At 50.9% G+C, this 15,029-nt stretch carries 12 protein-coding genes; 9 read left to right on the top strand and 3 right to left on the bottom strand.

All coding sequences use genetic code 11. The features are described 5' to 3' along the window. Window positions 1-2: 2 nt before the first annotated feature. The 7 genes from gip to glxK all read left to right on the top strand — a co-directional run bounded on the left by gip (window position 3) and on the right by glxK (window position 8,589). Window positions 3-779, top strand: coding sequence for a hydroxypyruvate isomerase Gip (gene gip, locus ACLJZ5_RS06080; RefSeq protein WP_000943590.1), 777 nt, complete (start codon window positions 3-5; stop codon window positions 777-779). Between the two features lie 100 nt (window positions 780-879). After that, entirely contained in the window at window positions 880-1,758 is an 879-nt protein-coding gene (gene glxR, locus ACLJZ5_RS06075) for a 2-hydroxy-3-oxopropionate reductase (protein WP_000765815.1), read from the top strand. A 65-nt stretch (window positions 1,759-1,823) separates the two neighbouring features. Further along, complete coding sequence (locus ACLJZ5_RS06070; RefSeq protein ID WP_024797962.1) at window positions 1,824-3,071, top strand: MFS transporter; 1,248 nt, start codon at window positions 1,824-1,826, stop codon at window positions 3,069-3,071. 95 nt (window positions 3,072-3,166) lie between these two features. After that, window positions 3,167-4,621, top strand: a complete 1,455-nt coding sequence (locus ACLJZ5_RS06065; RefSeq protein WP_000401063.1) for an allantoin transporter — start codon at window positions 3,167-3,169, stop codon at window positions 4,619-4,621. A 78-nt stretch (window positions 4,622-4,699) separates the two neighbouring features. Beyond that, a complete protein-coding gene (allB, locus tag ACLJZ5_RS06060) occupies window positions 4,700-6,061 on the top strand; it encodes an allantoinase AllB (protein WP_000006865.1) in 1,362 nt (453 codons plus the stop codon). A 58-nt stretch (window positions 6,062-6,119) separates the two neighbouring features. Beyond that, window positions 6,120-7,418: a uracil/xanthine transporter gene (locus ACLJZ5_RS06055; RefSeq protein WP_000484505.1), complete on the top strand. Its 1,299-nt coding sequence runs from the start codon at window positions 6,120-6,122 to the stop codon at window positions 7,416-7,418. A gap of 22 nt (window positions 7,419-7,440) precedes the next feature. After that, a complete protein-coding gene (glxK, locus tag ACLJZ5_RS06050) occupies window positions 7,441-8,589 on the top strand; it encodes a glycerate 3-kinase (RefSeq protein WP_024797964.1) in 1,149 nt (382 codons plus the stop codon). Between the two features lie 79 nt (window positions 8,590-8,668). Here the strand turns inward: glxK and allE are convergent, their stop codons facing one another. The 3 genes from allE to allD are packed head-to-tail and all read right to left on the bottom strand — an operon-like array spanning window position 8,669 to window position 11,771. Beyond that, a complete protein-coding gene (allE, locus tag ACLJZ5_RS06045; RefSeq protein ID WP_024797965.1) occupies window positions 8,669-9,454 on the bottom strand; it encodes a (S)-ureidoglycine aminohydrolase in 786 nt (261 codons plus the stop codon). A gap of 10 nt (window positions 9,455-9,464) precedes the next feature. Beyond that, window positions 9,465-10,700 carry an allantoate deiminase gene (allC, locus tag ACLJZ5_RS06040; protein WP_000589769.1) on the bottom strand — a complete coding sequence of 412 codons (1,236 nt, stop codon included), beginning with the start codon at window positions 10,698-10,700 and terminating at the stop codon, window positions 9,465-9,467. A 21-nt stretch (window positions 10,701-10,721) separates the two neighbouring features. Then, window positions 10,722-11,771 carry an ureidoglycolate dehydrogenase AllD gene (allD, locus tag ACLJZ5_RS06035; RefSeq protein WP_000703936.1) on the bottom strand — a complete coding sequence of 350 codons (1,050 nt, stop codon included), beginning with the start codon at window positions 11,769-11,771 and terminating at the stop codon, window positions 10,722-10,724. Between the two features lie 315 nt (window positions 11,772-12,086). Here allD and ACLJZ5_RS06030 point away from each other — a divergent pair, with 315 nt between their 5' ends. Both ACLJZ5_RS06030 and ACLJZ5_RS06025 read left to right on the top strand, forming a co-directional pair. After that, window positions 12,087-13,751, top strand: a complete 1,665-nt coding sequence (locus ACLJZ5_RS06030; RefSeq protein WP_024797966.1) for an acyl-CoA synthetase FdrA — start codon at window positions 12,087-12,089, stop codon at window positions 13,749-13,751. Between the two features lie 9 nt (window positions 13,752-13,760). Continuing rightward, window positions 13,761-15,020: a DUF1116 domain-containing protein gene (locus ACLJZ5_RS06025; RefSeq protein WP_000495330.1), complete on the top strand. Its 1,260-nt coding sequence runs from the start codon at window positions 13,761-13,763 to the stop codon at window positions 15,018-15,020. Window positions 15,021-15,029 lie beyond the last annotated feature (9 nt).

Below are 15,029 nucleotides of genomic sequence, written 5' to 3'. Positions count from 1 at the left end.
CGATGTTACGTTTCTCTGCCAATCTTTCTATGCTGTTTACGGAATATGATTTCCTGGAACGCTTTGATAAAGCGGCGTTGTCGGGATTTCGCGGCGTGGAATTCATGTTTCCCTACGATAACGACATCGAAGTGTTAAAACGTAAGCTCAGGGATAATAATCTGGAACATACGTTACATAATTTACCGGCTGGCGACTGGGCGGCTGGCGAACGTGGAATTGCCTGTATTCCGGGGCGCGAAGAAGAGTTTCGCGATGGCGTAGCTGCCGCAATCCGCTATGCACGCGCGTTAGGCAATAAGAAAATAAATTGTCTGGTAGGTAAAACGCCGTCAGGATTCTCCGCAACGGAGATCCACGACACGTTGGTCGAAAACCTGCGCTATGCGGCAAATATGCTGGCGAAAGAAGACATTTTATTACTTATCGAACCTATTAATCACTTTGATATGCCGGGATTCCATCTCACCGGCACTCAACAGGCGTTAGCATTAATTAAGGATATCGGCAGCGATAATATCAAAATTCAGTATGATATTTATCACATGCAACGCATGGAAGGGGAATTAACGCAAACCATGACGGCATGGGCCGATAAAATAGGCCATTTACAGATTGCTGATAACCCGCGTCGCGGCGAGCCGGGGACCGGGGAAATCAATTATGACTTTATTTTTAATGTCATTAAACAGTCTGACTATGATGGCTGGGTTGGCTGTGAATATAAACCACTGACTACCACGGAAGCGGGATTATCGTGGATTAATCAGTACCGTTAAAACGCAGAATAATTCGGGCAGCGCTTTTTTTTCCACTGTGTTGGAAGGGGATTGTGTTGCCTGAATCTGGAAACACCGAAAGCAATAAAAGAGGTTGTATATGAAACTGGGATTTATTGGCCTGGGAATTATGGGCTCGCCAATGGCTATCAATTTGGCACGCGCCGGTCATCAATTACACGTTACGACTATTGGTCCGGTCGCGGACGAACTGCTCTCGCTGGGGGCGGTAAATGTTGAGACTGCACGTCAGGTAACTGAATTTGCAGACATCATCTTCATAATGGTGCCGGATACGCCGCAGGTTGAAGAGGTGTTATTTGGCGAACACGGTTGCGCTAAAACATCGCTTCAGGGAAAAACCATCGTCGATATGAGTTCTATTTCTCCTATCGAAACCAAACGTTTTGCCCAGCGCGTTAATGAAATGGGCGCTGATTACCTGGATGCCCCGGTTTCCGGGGGCGAAATCGGGGCGCGTGAAGGCACTCTGTCGATTATGGTCGGCGGCGAGCAGAAAGTCTTTGACCGCGTTAAACCGCTCTTTGACATCCTGGGAAAAAATATCACCCTGGTGGGCGGCAATGGGGATGGGCAAACCTGTAAGGTGGCTAACCAAATTATTGTTGCGCTGAATATTGAAGCGGTTTCTGAAGCCTTAGTGTTTGCTTCAAAAGCAGGTGCCGATCCGGTACGCGTGCGCCAGGCGTTAATGGGCGGGTTCGCCTCTTCACGCATTCTGGAAGTTCACGGCGAGCGGATGATCAACCGGACGTTCGAGCCTGGTTTCAAAATCGCGCTTCATCAGAAAGACCTTAATCTTGCATTGCAAAGCGCAAAAGCGCTGGCGCTGAATTTACCGAATACGGCGACCTGCCAGGAATTATTCAATACCTGTGCGGCAAATGGCGGGAGCCAGCTTGATCATTCGGCAATGGTACAGGCGCTGGAATTAATGGCCAATCATAAATTGTCCTAATTATGTGTATCGCTGCGGCTGCAGCGATACCTGTTCACAAGGAACACTCTGTAAAGGTGAAGAACATGAGTGAAACTAAAAAATCCGGGATTGATTACTGGAAACAAATTGTTGTCGTAATGAGTCTGGGCTGGGTAGCGATTTGGATCTATCGCACCGTGCTTACGCCAATTTATCCAGAAATTCAGGCATCTTTAGACAATGTAAGTAATGCAGAAATAGGCGCCATTGCAAGTTTTTACTTTTTTGCTTACTGCAGTATGCAAATTCCTTGCGGAATATTGGTCGATAAATTCGGTCAAAAAATCATGCTGATGGCCGGATTTACGCTTTTTATTATTGGTACACTCTGTATCGCGAAAGCCAATGGCCTGACCATGATCTATATAGGGTCGCTAATGGCAGGCGGCGGATGCGCTTCTTTCTTTAGCTCGGCTTATTCACTCTCTTCGGCAAACGTGCCGCAGGCCCGTCGGGCATTAGCCAACGCGATTATCAACAGCGGGTCGGCTATAGGGATGGGGATTGGCTTAATCGGTTCCAGCATATTAGTAAAAAACATGAGCATGGCCTGGCAGAATGTACTGTATATCGTGGCCGCGATATTAGTAATCATGCTGTGCGTCTTTACGCTGATCATTCGCGGTAAAGCCAAAAGCGACTCTGCGCAAGCGGAAAAGCAAACCCAAACCGTCACGGAAGATGAGAAACGCGCGCCTTTATTCTCTGGTTTATTGTGTAGCGTTTACTTCCTCTATTTCTGTACCTGCTACGGTTATTATTTGATAGTGACCTGGCTGCCCTCTTATCTACAGACTGAAAGAGGATTTGATGGCGGAGCTATCGGGCTGGCATCAGCGCTGGTGGCGGTGGTTGGCGTACCGGGGGCGTTATTTTTTAGCCATCTGTCAGATAAATTCCGTAACAGTAAAGTTAAGGTTATTCTCGGTCTGGAAATTGTGGCGGCAGCAATGTTGGCGTTTACGGTTTTGTCCCCGAATACCACGATGCTGATGGTCAGTCTGACGCTATACGGCTTGCTGGGGAAAATGGCAGTAGACCCGATCCTGATCTCCTTTGTATCTGAACAGGCTTCGGCAAAAAGTCTGGGAAGAGCTTTCAGCCTTTTTAATTTCTTTGGCATGAGCTCGGCGGTTGTCGCCCCAACGTTGACCGGGTTTATTTCGGATGTAACGGGGTCGAAGGAGATCAGTTTTGTGATTTCAGCATGTTTAGTGGTTACCGGAACGCTGATCTTTGCTGCTGTCACATTATATAAAAAGAAAGCAACGCAACGTATTGCTTCAGCTTAAAAATAATTATATCTACTATTTCTTTATTTTATATTTATTTGTTCCTCATAGCTAAACCCATAACAACGTTATCCGATGCGTGAAAAGAGGGATTTATGGAACATCAAAGAGAGCTATATCAGCAACGCGGTTATAGCGAAGACTTATTACCTAAAACAGAAACCCAACGAAACTGGAAAGCATTTAACTATTTCACCTTATGGATGGGATCTGTACATAACGTGCCAAATTACGTTATGGTCGGCGGTTTTTTTATACTGGGGCTATCAACATTTAATATCATGTTGGCCATTATTATCAGCGCATTATTTATTGCGGCGGCGATGGTAATGAATGGCGCGGCAGGCAGCAAATATGGCGTTCCTTTTGCTATGATATTGCGAGGTTCTTACGGCGTCCGCGGCGCGCTATTCCCTGGATTATTGCGAGGGGGGATCGCGGCAATCATGTGGTTCGGCTTGCAGTGTTACGCGGGATCGCTGGCATTTCTTATTTTGATTGGGAAGATCTGGCCAGGATTTCTGACATTAGGCGGAGATTTCAAGCTGCTGGGTCTTTCACTGCCAGGACTAATTACTTTTCTAATTTTTTGGATTATTAACGTTGGCATCGGTTTTGGCGGTGGTAAAGTATTAAATAAATTTACCGCTATTCTCAATCCATGTATTTACATTGTCTTTGGCGGCATGGCTATTTGGGCAATATCGCTGGTTGGCATTGGCCCGATTCTGGACTATCTGCCTTCAGGCGTGCAAAAAGCAGAGCACAGCGGCTTTCTGTTCCTGGTGGTGATTAACGCCGTAGTCGCCGTCTGGGCTGCGCCAGCTGTGAGCGCGTCCGATTTCACGCAAAACGCGCATTCATTTCGCGCTCAGGCATTGGGACAAACATTGGGGCTTATCGTAGCGTATATATTATTCGCCGTAGCCAGCGTGTGCATTATTGCCGGAGCCAGTATTCATTATGGTATGGATACCTGGAACGTGCTGGATATTGTGCAGCGCTGGGACAGCCTGTTTGCTTCATTCTTTGCGGTGCTGGTGATTCTGATGACGACAATTTCAACCAACGCCACCGGTAATATTATACCTGCGGGGTATCAAATTGCGGCACTTGCCCCGACAAAGCTTAACTATAAAAATGGCGTAATGATTGCCAGTATTATCAGTTTACTGATTTGCCCATGGAAATTAATGGAGAATCAGGACAGTATTTATCTGTTCCTCGATATTATCGGCGGTATGCTTGGCCCGGTAATCGGCGTAATGTTAGCTCATTATTTTGTGGTAATGCGTGGAAAAATTAATCTTGATGAGCTGTACACCGCCAGCGGTGATTACAAATATTATGATAATGGATTTAACCTGACTGCATTTTCAGTCACCCTGGTCGCAGTCATTCTGTCATTAGGCGGCAAGTTTATACCATTTATGGAGCCTTTATCCCGCGTGTCCTGGTTTGTAGGCGTAATAGTTGCGTTCGTTGCTTATGCGCTATTGAAGAAACGCACGGGTTTTGAAAATACAGGAGAGAAAAAACTCGCAGGTTAAATATTGAAAAAGCATTAAGCGTATTTAATGAAGTGTGCGCTATTTAAAAACTATCTGTATCCATACAAGGAGTTTGTTATGTCTTTTGATTTAATTATTAAGAACGGTACTGTCATCTTAGAAAACGAAGCGAGAGTTATCGATATCGCCGTCCAGGGCGGAAAAATCGCTGCGATTGGCGAGAACCTGGGGGAAGCGAAAAATGTGCTGGATGCGACGGGATTGATCGTTTCGCCGGGCATGGTTGACGCGCATACCCACATTTCTGAACCGGGCCGTACCCACTGGGAAGGCTATGAAACCGGTACGCGCGCGGCGGCGAAAGGCGGTATTACCACGATGATTGAGATGCCGCTCAATCAGCTGCCGGCGACGGTCGATCGTGAGACGATTGAACTCAAGTTTGACGCGGCAAAAGGTAAATTGACCATCGACGCCGCGCAGTTGGGCGGTTTGGTTTCTTATAACCTGGATCGGCTTCATGAGCTGGACGAAGTGGGCGTTGTCGGCTTCAAGTGCTTTGTCGCCACCTGCGGCGATCGTGGCATCGATAATGATTTTCGCGACGTTAATGACTGGCAGTTTTACAAAGGCGCGCAGAAACTGGGGGAGATGGACCAGACGGTACTGGTACATTGCGAAAATGCTCTGATTTGCGATGAGCTGGGCGAGGAAGCTAAACGCGAAGGTCGTGTAACGGCGCATGATTATGTCGCCTCACGTCCGGTATTTACTGAAGTGGAAGCCATTCGTCGCGTGCTGTATCTGGCGAAAGCGGCAGGTTGCCGTCTGCACGTTTGCCATATCAGCAGCCCGGAGGGGGTAGAGGAAGTAACGCGCGCGCGTCAGGAAGGCCAGGATGTCACCTGTGAATCGTGCCCGCACTATTTTGTCCTCGATACCGATCAGTTCGAAGAGATTGGCACCCTGGCAAAATGTTCTCCGCCAATTCGCGACCAGGAAAACCAGAAAGGGATGTGGGAAAAACTGTTTAACGGCGAAATCGACTGCCTGGTATCCGACCACTCTCCATGCCCTCCGGAAATGAAAGCAGGCAATATCATGCAAGCATGGGGCGGAATTGCCGGACTGCAAAACTGCATGGACGTCATGTTTGATGAAGCGGTGCAAAAACGCGGTATGTCGTTGCCGATGTTTGGCAAATTAATGGCGACCAACGCCGCCGATATTTTTGGTCTGAAACATAAAGGACGTATTGCCCCCGGCAAAGATGCTGACCTGGTCTTTATTCAGCCTGACAGCAGCTATGTTCTGAAAAATGAAGATCTGGAATATCGCCATAAAGTCAGTCCGTATGTTGGCCGTACTATTGGCGCGCGTATTACCAAAACGATTTTGCGCGGCGATGTTATTTATGACATCGAGCATGGCTTCCCTGTGCCGCCAAAAGGTCAGTTTATCCTTAAACATCAGCAGTAATCCGGTGTGATTTAATGCCCGTCGTCACGACGGGCATTCTCTATTTTAAGGTGTGGATATGTTCCCTGTTATTAACCGCGAAAGTGTATTGTCCGGCTTTCAGTGGTTTTTCTTTATTTTCTGTAACACGGTTGTGGTTCCCCCTACCTTGCTGTCCGCTTTTCATCTTCCCGCTGATAACCTGTTAATGCTCACACAATACGCTTTTTTGACCACCGCGTTGGCCTGCCTGGTTCAGGCATTTTGCGGCCATCGCCGCGCCATTATGGAAGGGCCGACAGGGCTGTGGTGGGGCGCTATTCTTACGATTACGCTTGGCGAGGCGTCTCGCGGCACGCCGCTGAACGATATCGCCTCCAGCCTGTCGGTCGGGATTGCGATCTCCGCGATGGTGACGATATTTATCGGCATTAGCGGCTTAGGACACCGTCTGGCTCGCCTGTTTACGCCAGCGGTAATGGTTTTTTTCATGCTGCTTTTGGGCGCGCAGCTGACCTCAATATTTTTTAAAGGCATGCTGGGGCTGCCTTTTGGCATTGCCGATACCAGCGCCAGAATCAAATTGGCCCCCTTTGGGCTGGCGGTCGCGGTGATGTGTTTTATCCTCGCGATGATTATTTTCCTGCAGCAGCGTATCTCCCGTTACGCGTTACTGGTAGGGACCGTGGTCGGGTGGGGGCTATGGCGGTTATGCTTTCCTTCATCACACTTACCGCCGGGTGAATTAAGCTGGCGATGGTTTCCGCTGGGCAGCCACGGCACGCTGATGCCGGGTATTATTGTGACGGCGGTGATGACGGGGTTAGTCAACATCAGCAACACTTACGGCGCCATCCGCGGTACCGATATCTTTTATCTGCATCAAGGGTCGGGCAGTTCTCGTTATCGCCGAAGCTTTATGATTTCCGGACTGATGACGTTAGTGACGGTGCCTTTCGCGGTCGTGCCTTTTTCGCCTTTTGTATCTTCCATTGGTTTATTAACGCAAACCGGCGACAGTTCTCGCAAATCCTTTATCTGCGGTAGCGCGCTGTGTCTGCTGGTTGCCATTATAACGCCGTTAACCCGCTTATTTTGCGCTATTCCACTGGCGATCAGCAGCGCCGTTATGCTGGTCTCTTATTTACCTTTACTTTATTCCGGTTTGGTTTTTAGCCAGCAAATTACGTTTACCGCGCGGAATATTTATCGCCTGGCATTACCGCTTTTTGTCGGCATTTTTTTGATGGGGCTTCCTCCGGTCTATTTACAGGATCTTCCACTGATGATTCGTCCTTTGCTTAGCAACGGATTACTGGTGGGAATCTTACTGGCAGTGCTTATGGAAAATCTTATTCCGTGGGAACGCATTAAATAACATGAGAAAACAAGGAGACATGATGAAGATTGTAATTGCGCCAGATTCATTTAAAGAGAGCTTAAGCGCTGATAAATGCTGTCAGGCTATTAAAGCGGGATTTTCAACCGTATTTCCTGATGCGCGCTATGTCTGTTTACCGATCGCCGATGGTGGAGAAGGAACCGTGGACGCGATGGTGGCAGCGACCGGCGGGAAACGGGTTTATGTGGACGTTAGCGGGCCGATGGGGGAAAAAGTAAACGGATTTTATGGCCTGACCGGCGACGGCAAAACGGCGATTATTGAAATGGCGGCGGCGAGCGGATTGATGCTGGTGGCGCCAGAGGCGCGTAATCCGCTGCTGGCATCCAGTTTCGGCACCGGCGAATTGATTCGTCATGCCCTGGACGCGGGGATTCGCCATATTATTCTGGGTATCGGCGGCAGCGCCACGGTGGATGGCGGAATGGGAGTAGCGCAGGCGCTCGGTGTGCGTTTTCTGGACGCGCAGGGAACGCCGCTTGGCGCCGGAGGGGGCAATTTATCGCGCCTGGCGAGCATTGACCTGCAGGGGTGCGATCCGCGAATTTCAGAGTGTCGTATTGAGGTCGCCTGTGATGTTGATAACCCGTTGGTGGGGCCACGCGGCGCGGCGGCGGTATTCGGTCCGCAGAAAGGGGCGACGCCTGAAATGGTCGAGACGCTGGAAAATGGATTGCGTAATTATGCCCGTGTCTTACATGCCCTGACCGGACGCGACATGTCTCAAATACCGGGCGGTGGAGCGGCCGGAGGAATGGGGATTGCCGCTATCGTCTTCCTGGAAGCGGAAATGAAGCCCGGTATTGAGATTGTTATGCAGGCGGTGAAGCTGGAGGAGGCGGTAAAAGAGGCTTCGCTGGTGATTACCGGAGAAGGGCGAATCGATTCGCAAACGGCGGGAGGAAAAGCGCCGATAGGCGTCGCGTCAGTGGCGAAACGGCATCACGTCCCGGTTATCGGCATTGCCGGCGTACTGGGAGACGGCGTGGAAGTGGTTCATCGCCACGGTATTGATGCGGTATTCAGTATTTTGCCGCGGCTGGCGCCTTTGCCGGAAGTTCTGGCGAACGGTGAACAAAATCTCTACCACAGCGCCTGTAATATTGCCCGCGTCATCAAACTTGGCCAGGATATCGGGACTCGTTAAGCATAAAAAAAGCCACGGTTCTCACCGTGGCAAAATCCAACATAGCTAAATTAAAAATAATCAGGAGGGCTGTCCGCCGTTAAATCATAACGTCGCGGTTACAGTCTTTGGAGTAGATGTAGCTGAATGCTTCGCCACGACCTACACCGTATCCGGCCTGCAGGGAATAAGCGCCCATGAAGATGTAGTCGCCTTTTTTCACCGGCACCCAGTTGTTGTCGAGGTTATAAACCCCCCGGCCGGAAAGGATATAAGCGCCATGTTCCTGGACGTGGGTTTCAATATAGCCGTGGCTGGCGCCCGGTTCGAACGACAGAATATGCATATTCATATCGAAGCCCAGCTCTTTAGGCAGGAAATCCAGCAGAATAACATCTTCCATGCCTTCATAATGAATACGCTCCAGCTGGCTGGCATTGCCGGAAACCAACCACGGGGCATGCCCCTCGACAGGAGTATAGCGGCGTTTATATAAAAATAGCTGGCTGTCTTCCGTTTGAGCGTTGCTAAAGGTCATCATCTCGCCCGGTGGACAATAGAGGTATCCGCCCTGAGTTAAAGAGAATGTTTTTCCTTCTGCTTTAGCTTCAATATTTCCCGTAATGACATAGAGAAAAGTTTCAATCCCCTCGCCGCCAAAGCCCTGCTGGTTGCCGCCATTCTGATGTAAGGTAACCAGATAATCGACGAAAGAAGCACCCAGCTTCGGCGTCGAAAGGATGGTGACGTCACAGTTTTCAAAGCCGGGAATAATATTTTTCACCAGACCGTCCGGCGTTAAGAGCGCATAGTTACCGTGTTTCACAATGGCGCGGTTCGCCAGTAAATCATCGCGGTAACCCGTGACGTTATTCAGATATCCCATTGATGGCTCCTTATTTTTGCCAGGCAAGTTGATGCAGCATTAATGCCAGAGTTTTGACCCCTTCAGCAAGGTCATTAATGTTGGTACGTTCCGCCGGGTTATGGCTGATACCATTAATGCTGGGGACGAAAATCATACAGGTAGGGACGCGCGGCGCGAAAATTTGCGCGTCATGACCTGCGCCGCTATGCATTATGCGATAGTTCAGTTGTTCGGTTTCACACAGCCTGGTGAGGGCCGCGACCAGTTCGGCGTTCATCGGCACCGGCGCTTCGTCCATCCACAAATCGATATCGATGCTGATATCCATTTCATCGCAGATGGCGCGCATATCGTTTTCCAACTGTTCGGTAAATTCGCGAAGTACCGCGGCGTCCGTATGCCGGCAATCGATTGTAAATGTGGTTTTTCCAGGGACAACATTGACCGTATTCGGCTGCGGCTCAACTTTGCCGAACGTTAATACCAGGGGATCGCCATGCTGTTTGGCTTTTTCAATGGACTGACTGCAAATACGACTGAAGGCATGCACCGTATCGCGACGATAGCCCATTGGCGTTGTGCCTGCATGGTTGGACTCACCGTTGAGCGTCACCGTGTAGCGACGTTGCCCGACGATGGCGTTGACGACGCCAATCGACTGTCCGTTGCTCTCCAGAACGCAGCCTTGCTCAATATGCAATTCAACAAAGGCGCGGATATCGGTTCGTGCAGCGAGCGGCGCGGCGGGAAGGGTAAATCCGCACGCCTGCATAGCGTCGACAAAGCCTGTGCCTTTGGCGTCCTGGATATGGCGTACCTCTTCAGGATTCGCCAGGCCAAAAATGTTCTTGCTGCCCCAAAAAACGTAAGGGAAACGGCTGCCTTCTTCCTCAGCCATTGATACTACCTCGACGGTGCGCAGCGGCGCGCCGTAGGTCGCTTTTAGCCAGTCGAGCGCCAGCCAGGCGGCAAGCGCGCCGAATTGCCCGTCCAGATTGCCGCCGTTGACGACCGTATCAATATGCGAACCGCTTAAAATCACCTGTTCCGGAAACTGTGTGCCGCAAAGGCGGCCATATAAATTTCCGACGTCATCAAAGCGTGTTTCCAGACCGCTTTCTGCCATTCGCTTTTTAAACTGCTGCTGTGTTTCCAGCCACTCAGGCGAATAAAGTAAACGCGTCATTCCACCCGTAGGATCGGCTCCAATGGAAGAGAGCCAGGGCAATGTTTCTTCTATCGCGTGGCGAAAATGCTTTATCATAGAAAATTCCTGTTTCAATAATTATTGGGCAAAGGGATTTTTTGTTTCGTATGACTTGAGATAGAGGGCATCGGAAATCAGATATTGATAAATATCATCAACAATATCGATACCATTCATATCGGCATTTTTCTGTTTAATATCCTGATCCTGTCCAGGATAATAAACCTGTTTAAAACCGGGGGCGGGCTTCACGGAATTGAGTTCCTGCATGGTCTGACTAATATGTTTGCGGAATAATTCACAGGAAGAGAAGAACGCCGGATTAATGACCAGATGAAGTTGTCCTAAATTGCGTCCGGCGTGTAAATCTTCATACATCGAACTGACCTGGCGGCCAAACGGCAGCCCCAGCAGAATACCGGACAGAATATCGATCATCATCATCAGGCCGTAACCTTTCGGGCCTGCGGCGGGTAATAACGCATTGACGGCAAAAGGATCATGTGTCGGCGCGCCATTTTTATCGACGGCCCAACTCTCCGGAATGGACTCATTGCGGGACCGTGCATCGAGGACTTTTCCCCAGGCCTGCACGGTGGTGGCCATATCAAAGGTAATGATGTCATCGCCTTCGCCCGGCGCGGCAAAGGCCAGCGGATTAGTGCCATAGTAAATATCCGCCCCGCCAAACGGCACGACCATAGGATCGGACTGACAGATAGACAGACCAATCAGGCCTTCGCGAGCAGCCTGGCGGACGAAATAAGAGATGGCGCCGCTATGGCCCATTCTGCTAATGCCGACAACCGCGACGCCATTTTTTTTGGCTATTTCAATAGCATGCTCCATTCCCATTTTGGCTGCGACCTGTCCGGCAGCATTATCGGCATGCAGTATCGCCGTACAGGGACCGGTATTCTCAATGCGGAACGTCGGCTCCCGGTTGGTGCCGCCTTTTGAAATTCGTTCGGCATAATATTCAACGCGTACGGCGCCATGTGAGTGAATACCTCTGGCATCTGCATAAACCAGTACGTCGGCGACGATGGCGGCGTGCTCACGTTTTAGTCCGGCTTTATAAAGCTTATTTTCGATAAGCTGATGGAGTGTTTCCCGACTGATTTTCATCTGTCTTCCTTTTTAACGACGGTGTGAAGCATGACTGCGATTAACATACCGGGAAAATAAAATGATTATGTGATCCAGACAGGCAAAAAAATATAATTAGAATTTATTTGATAATCAGGCGGGTTTTATCTTTTTGCTTAAATAAAAAGCTTTTTTAGAAAATCATAACTAATCCTTTAGCCGTTGTTTGAATTCTTTTGTTAATAAATTTGATGTGACGTTAATCACTCTATTTACCCTCCCGGATATATACCGTGAAGCGCACATTAACACTGCTCGTGCAATTGCAATGGGTGCAATTATTAAGGAGTTGTTATGATCCACGCCTTTATTAAAAAAGGGTGTTTTCAGGACTCTGTCAGCTTAATGATTATTTCTCGAAAGCTGAGTGAGTCCGAAAATGTTGATGATGTATCGGTAATGATGGGAACGCCTGCGAATAAGTCGCTGCTGGAAACTACCGGTTTCTGGCATGACGATTTTCATGGCGCTACGCCCAATGACATTTGCGTGGCGATTCGTACCGAAGCGGTAGATGACGGCATTACGCAGGTGATTGTGCAACAGCTCGAAGAAGCATTGCAGCAGTTGGCGCAGGGAAGCAGCGGCAGCCAGTCGTTAATCCAGGTCAGACGCTGGGAAAGCGCCTGTCAGAAACTGCCAGAGGCGAATCTGGCGCTGGTATCGGTGGCCGGCGAATATGCGGCGGAACTGGCAGAGCAGGCGCTGGATCGTTCGTTGAACGTGATGATCTTCTCCGATAATGTCACGCTGGACGATGAAATCAGACTAAAACGCCGGGCGCGTGATAAAGGACTGCTGGTCATGGGGCCGGATTGCGGCACCGCTATGATCGCCAATACGCCGCTGGCTTTCGCTAACGTCATGCCAGAGGGCAACATCGGGGTGATTGGCGCTTCCGGCACCGGTATTCAGGAGCTCTGTTCACAGATTGCGCTGGCGGGGGAAGGGATTACCCATGCCATCGGGCTTGGCGGACGCGATTTGAGCGCCGAGGTCGGCGGGATCAGCGCGCTAACGGCACTGGACATACTCAGCGCGGATGAAAAGAGCCAGGTGCTGGCCTTTGTCTCCAAACCGCCTGCCGATGCGGTTCGTCAGCATATTATCGCGGCGATGAAAGCCACCGGCAAACCCGTTGTAGCGCTGTTCTTAGGGTTTTCCTCCCCCGTTGCGCGTGAGGAAAACGTCTGGTTTGCCTCGACGCTGGATGAAGCCGCCCGGCTGGCATGTTTATTGTCTCGCGTGACGTCGCAACGTAAAGACATGGTTTCAACAGGCGGCGTGATTCGTGGTCTCTATACCGGCGGAACGCTGGCGGCGGAAGCGGCGGGGCTGCTGGCCGGCTACCTGGGCGTCGCGGCGGATACGGAACATCACCATGGCATGATGCTTGACGCTGACGGCCACCAGATTATCGATCTGGGCGATGACTTTTATACCGTTGGGCGACCACATCCGATGATCGACCCGGCGTTACGTAATCAGCTTATCGCCGGACTTGGCGCACAGCCGCAGGTACGCGTGTTATTAGTGGACGTCGTTATTGGTTTTGGCGCGACCGCCGATCCCGCCGCATCGCTGATTCAGGCCTGGCAGAAGGCATGTGCCGCACGCGCCAGCGACCAGCCGCTGTTCGCCATCGCAACCGTCACCGGAACGGAACGCGATCCTCAGTGCCGCTCGCAACAAATCGCCGCGCTCGAAGATGCCGGCATCACGGTAGTGGATTCTCTTCCCGAAGCCACTCTGTTGGCCGCGGAACTGATTCGACCCACTCTCTCTTCCACTCATCCATCAGCTCCCCGGTTACTGGAAGCGGTAGCGGTGATTAATGCCGGGTTACGTAGCTTCGCGCTGGATTTACAGGCTGCCGGTATGCCCGTGGTGCACTACCAGTGGGCGCCTGTCGCTGGCGGTAATAAAAAACTGGCTCGTCTGTTAGAACGTTTGCAATAAGGGGTTCCCATGTTTACATCAGTGGCGCAAGCCAACGCTGCAGTCATCGAACAAATTCGTCGCGCACGTCCGCACTGGCTGGATGTGAAGCCAGCTTCTTCATTAATTAGCGTGCTCAATCAGGGGAAAACGCTTCTTCATGCCGGGCCGCCGATGCGCTGGCAAGAGATGACCGGCCCGATGAAAGGCGCCTGTATCGGCGCATGCCTGTTTGAAGGATGGGCCAAAGATGAAATGAGCGCGCTCGCGCTGTTAGAGCAGGGAAAGGTCAACTTTATTCCCTGCCATCACGTTAACGCTGTGGGGCCGATGGGCGGTATTACCTCAGCCAGTATGCCGATGCTGGTCGTGGAAAATATCACCGACGGCAATCGCGCGTACTGCAATCTCAACGAAGGGATCGGCAAGGTGATGCGTTTCGGCGCCTATGGCGAGGATGTTCAGCAACGTTTGCGCTGGATGCGCGATGTGCTGATGCCGGTATTAAGCGCGGCGCTGGGACGTCTGGAGCGGGGCCTCGACCTGACCGCAATGATGGCGCAGGGCATTACGATGGGAGATGAATTCCACCAGCGCAATATCGCTTCTTCCGCATTGCTGATGCGCACGTTGGCGCCGCATATCGCCCGTCTGGAACACGATAAGCAGCAGATAGCGGAAGTGATGGATTTTCTGAGCGTCACCGATCAATTCTTCCTTAATCTGGCGATGGCCTACTGTAAAGCCGCCATGGACGCGGGCGCGCAGATTCGCGCCGGCAGTATTGTGACGGCGATGACCCGTAATGGCGATATGTTTGGCATTCGGGTTAGCGGTCTGGGCGACCGTTGGTTCACCGCGCCTGTTAATACGCCGCAGGGGCTATTTTTTACCGGTTTTTCGCAGGATCAGGCCAACCCGGACATGGGCGACAGCGCCATTACTGAAACGTTTGGTATTGGCGGCGCAGCGATGATTGCCGCGCCTGGCGTAACGCGTTTTGTCGGTGCCGGGGGAATGGAAGCGGCGAAATCTGTTTCTGAAGAGATGGCTGAAATTTATCTCGAACGCAACATGCAGCTACAAATCCCCGGCTGGGATTTTCAGGGGGCCTGTCTGGGACTGGATATCCGCCGCGTGGTCGAGACCGGAATTACGCCGCTGATTAACACGGGTATCGCGCATAAAGAGGCGGGGATTGGACAGATTGGCGCGGGAACCGTCCGTGCGCCGCTGGCCTGTTTCGAGCAGGCGCTGGAAGCGCTGGCGGAAAGCATGGGCGTAAGTTAAGAGAGCGCC

This window comes from Salmonella sp. 5800 (assembly GCF_046558195.1).
Classification (GTDB): Bacteria; Pseudomonadota; Gammaproteobacteria; order Enterobacterales; family Enterobacteriaceae; genus Salmonella; species Salmonella enterica.
Note: the sequence above shows the minus strand (reverse complement) of the source record. Positions and strands in the feature narration are given on the sequence as shown.

Excerpts from the sequence above, each read along its gene's own strand:
- allE (WP_024797965.1), bottom strand. The coding sequence starts at position 9,454 with ATGGGATATCTGAATAACGTCACGGGTTACCGCGATGATTTACTGGCG.
- gip (WP_000943590.1), top strand. The coding sequence starts at position 3 with ATGTTACGTTTCTCTGCCAATCTTTCTATGCTGTTTACGGAATATGAT.
- ACLJZ5_RS06065 (WP_000401063.1), top strand. The coding sequence starts at position 3,167 with ATGGAACATCAAAGAGAGCTATATCAGCAACGCGGTTATAGCGAAGAC.
- ACLJZ5_RS06030 (WP_024797966.1), top strand. The coding sequence starts at position 12,087 with ATGATCCACGCCTTTATTAAAAAAGGGTGTTTTCAGGACTCTGTCAGC.
- ACLJZ5_RS06025 (WP_000495330.1), top strand. The coding sequence starts at position 13,761 with ATGTTTACATCAGTGGCGCAAGCCAACGCTGCAGTCATCGAACAAATT.
- ACLJZ5_RS06070 (WP_024797962.1), top strand. The coding sequence starts at position 1,824 with ATGAGTGAAACTAAAAAATCCGGGATTGATTACTGGAAACAAATTGTT.
- allD (WP_000703936.1), bottom strand. The coding sequence starts at position 11,771 with ATGAAAATCAGTCGGGAAACACTCCATCAGCTTATCGAAAATAAGCTT.
- allC (WP_000589769.1), bottom strand. The coding sequence starts at position 10,700 with ATGATAAAGCATTTTCGCCACGCGATAGAAGAAACATTGCCCTGGCTC.
- glxR (WP_000765815.1), top strand. The coding sequence starts at position 880 with ATGAAACTGGGATTTATTGGCCTGGGAATTATGGGCTCGCCAATGGCT.
- ACLJZ5_RS06055 (WP_000484505.1), top strand. The coding sequence starts at position 6,120 with ATGTTCCCTGTTATTAACCGCGAAAGTGTATTGTCCGGCTTTCAGTGG.
- glxK (WP_024797964.1), top strand. The coding sequence starts at position 7,441 with ATGAAGATTGTAATTGCGCCAGATTCATTTAAAGAGAGCTTAAGCGCT.
- allB (WP_000006865.1), top strand. The coding sequence starts at position 4,700 with ATGTCTTTTGATTTAATTATTAAGAACGGTACTGTCATCTTAGAAAAC.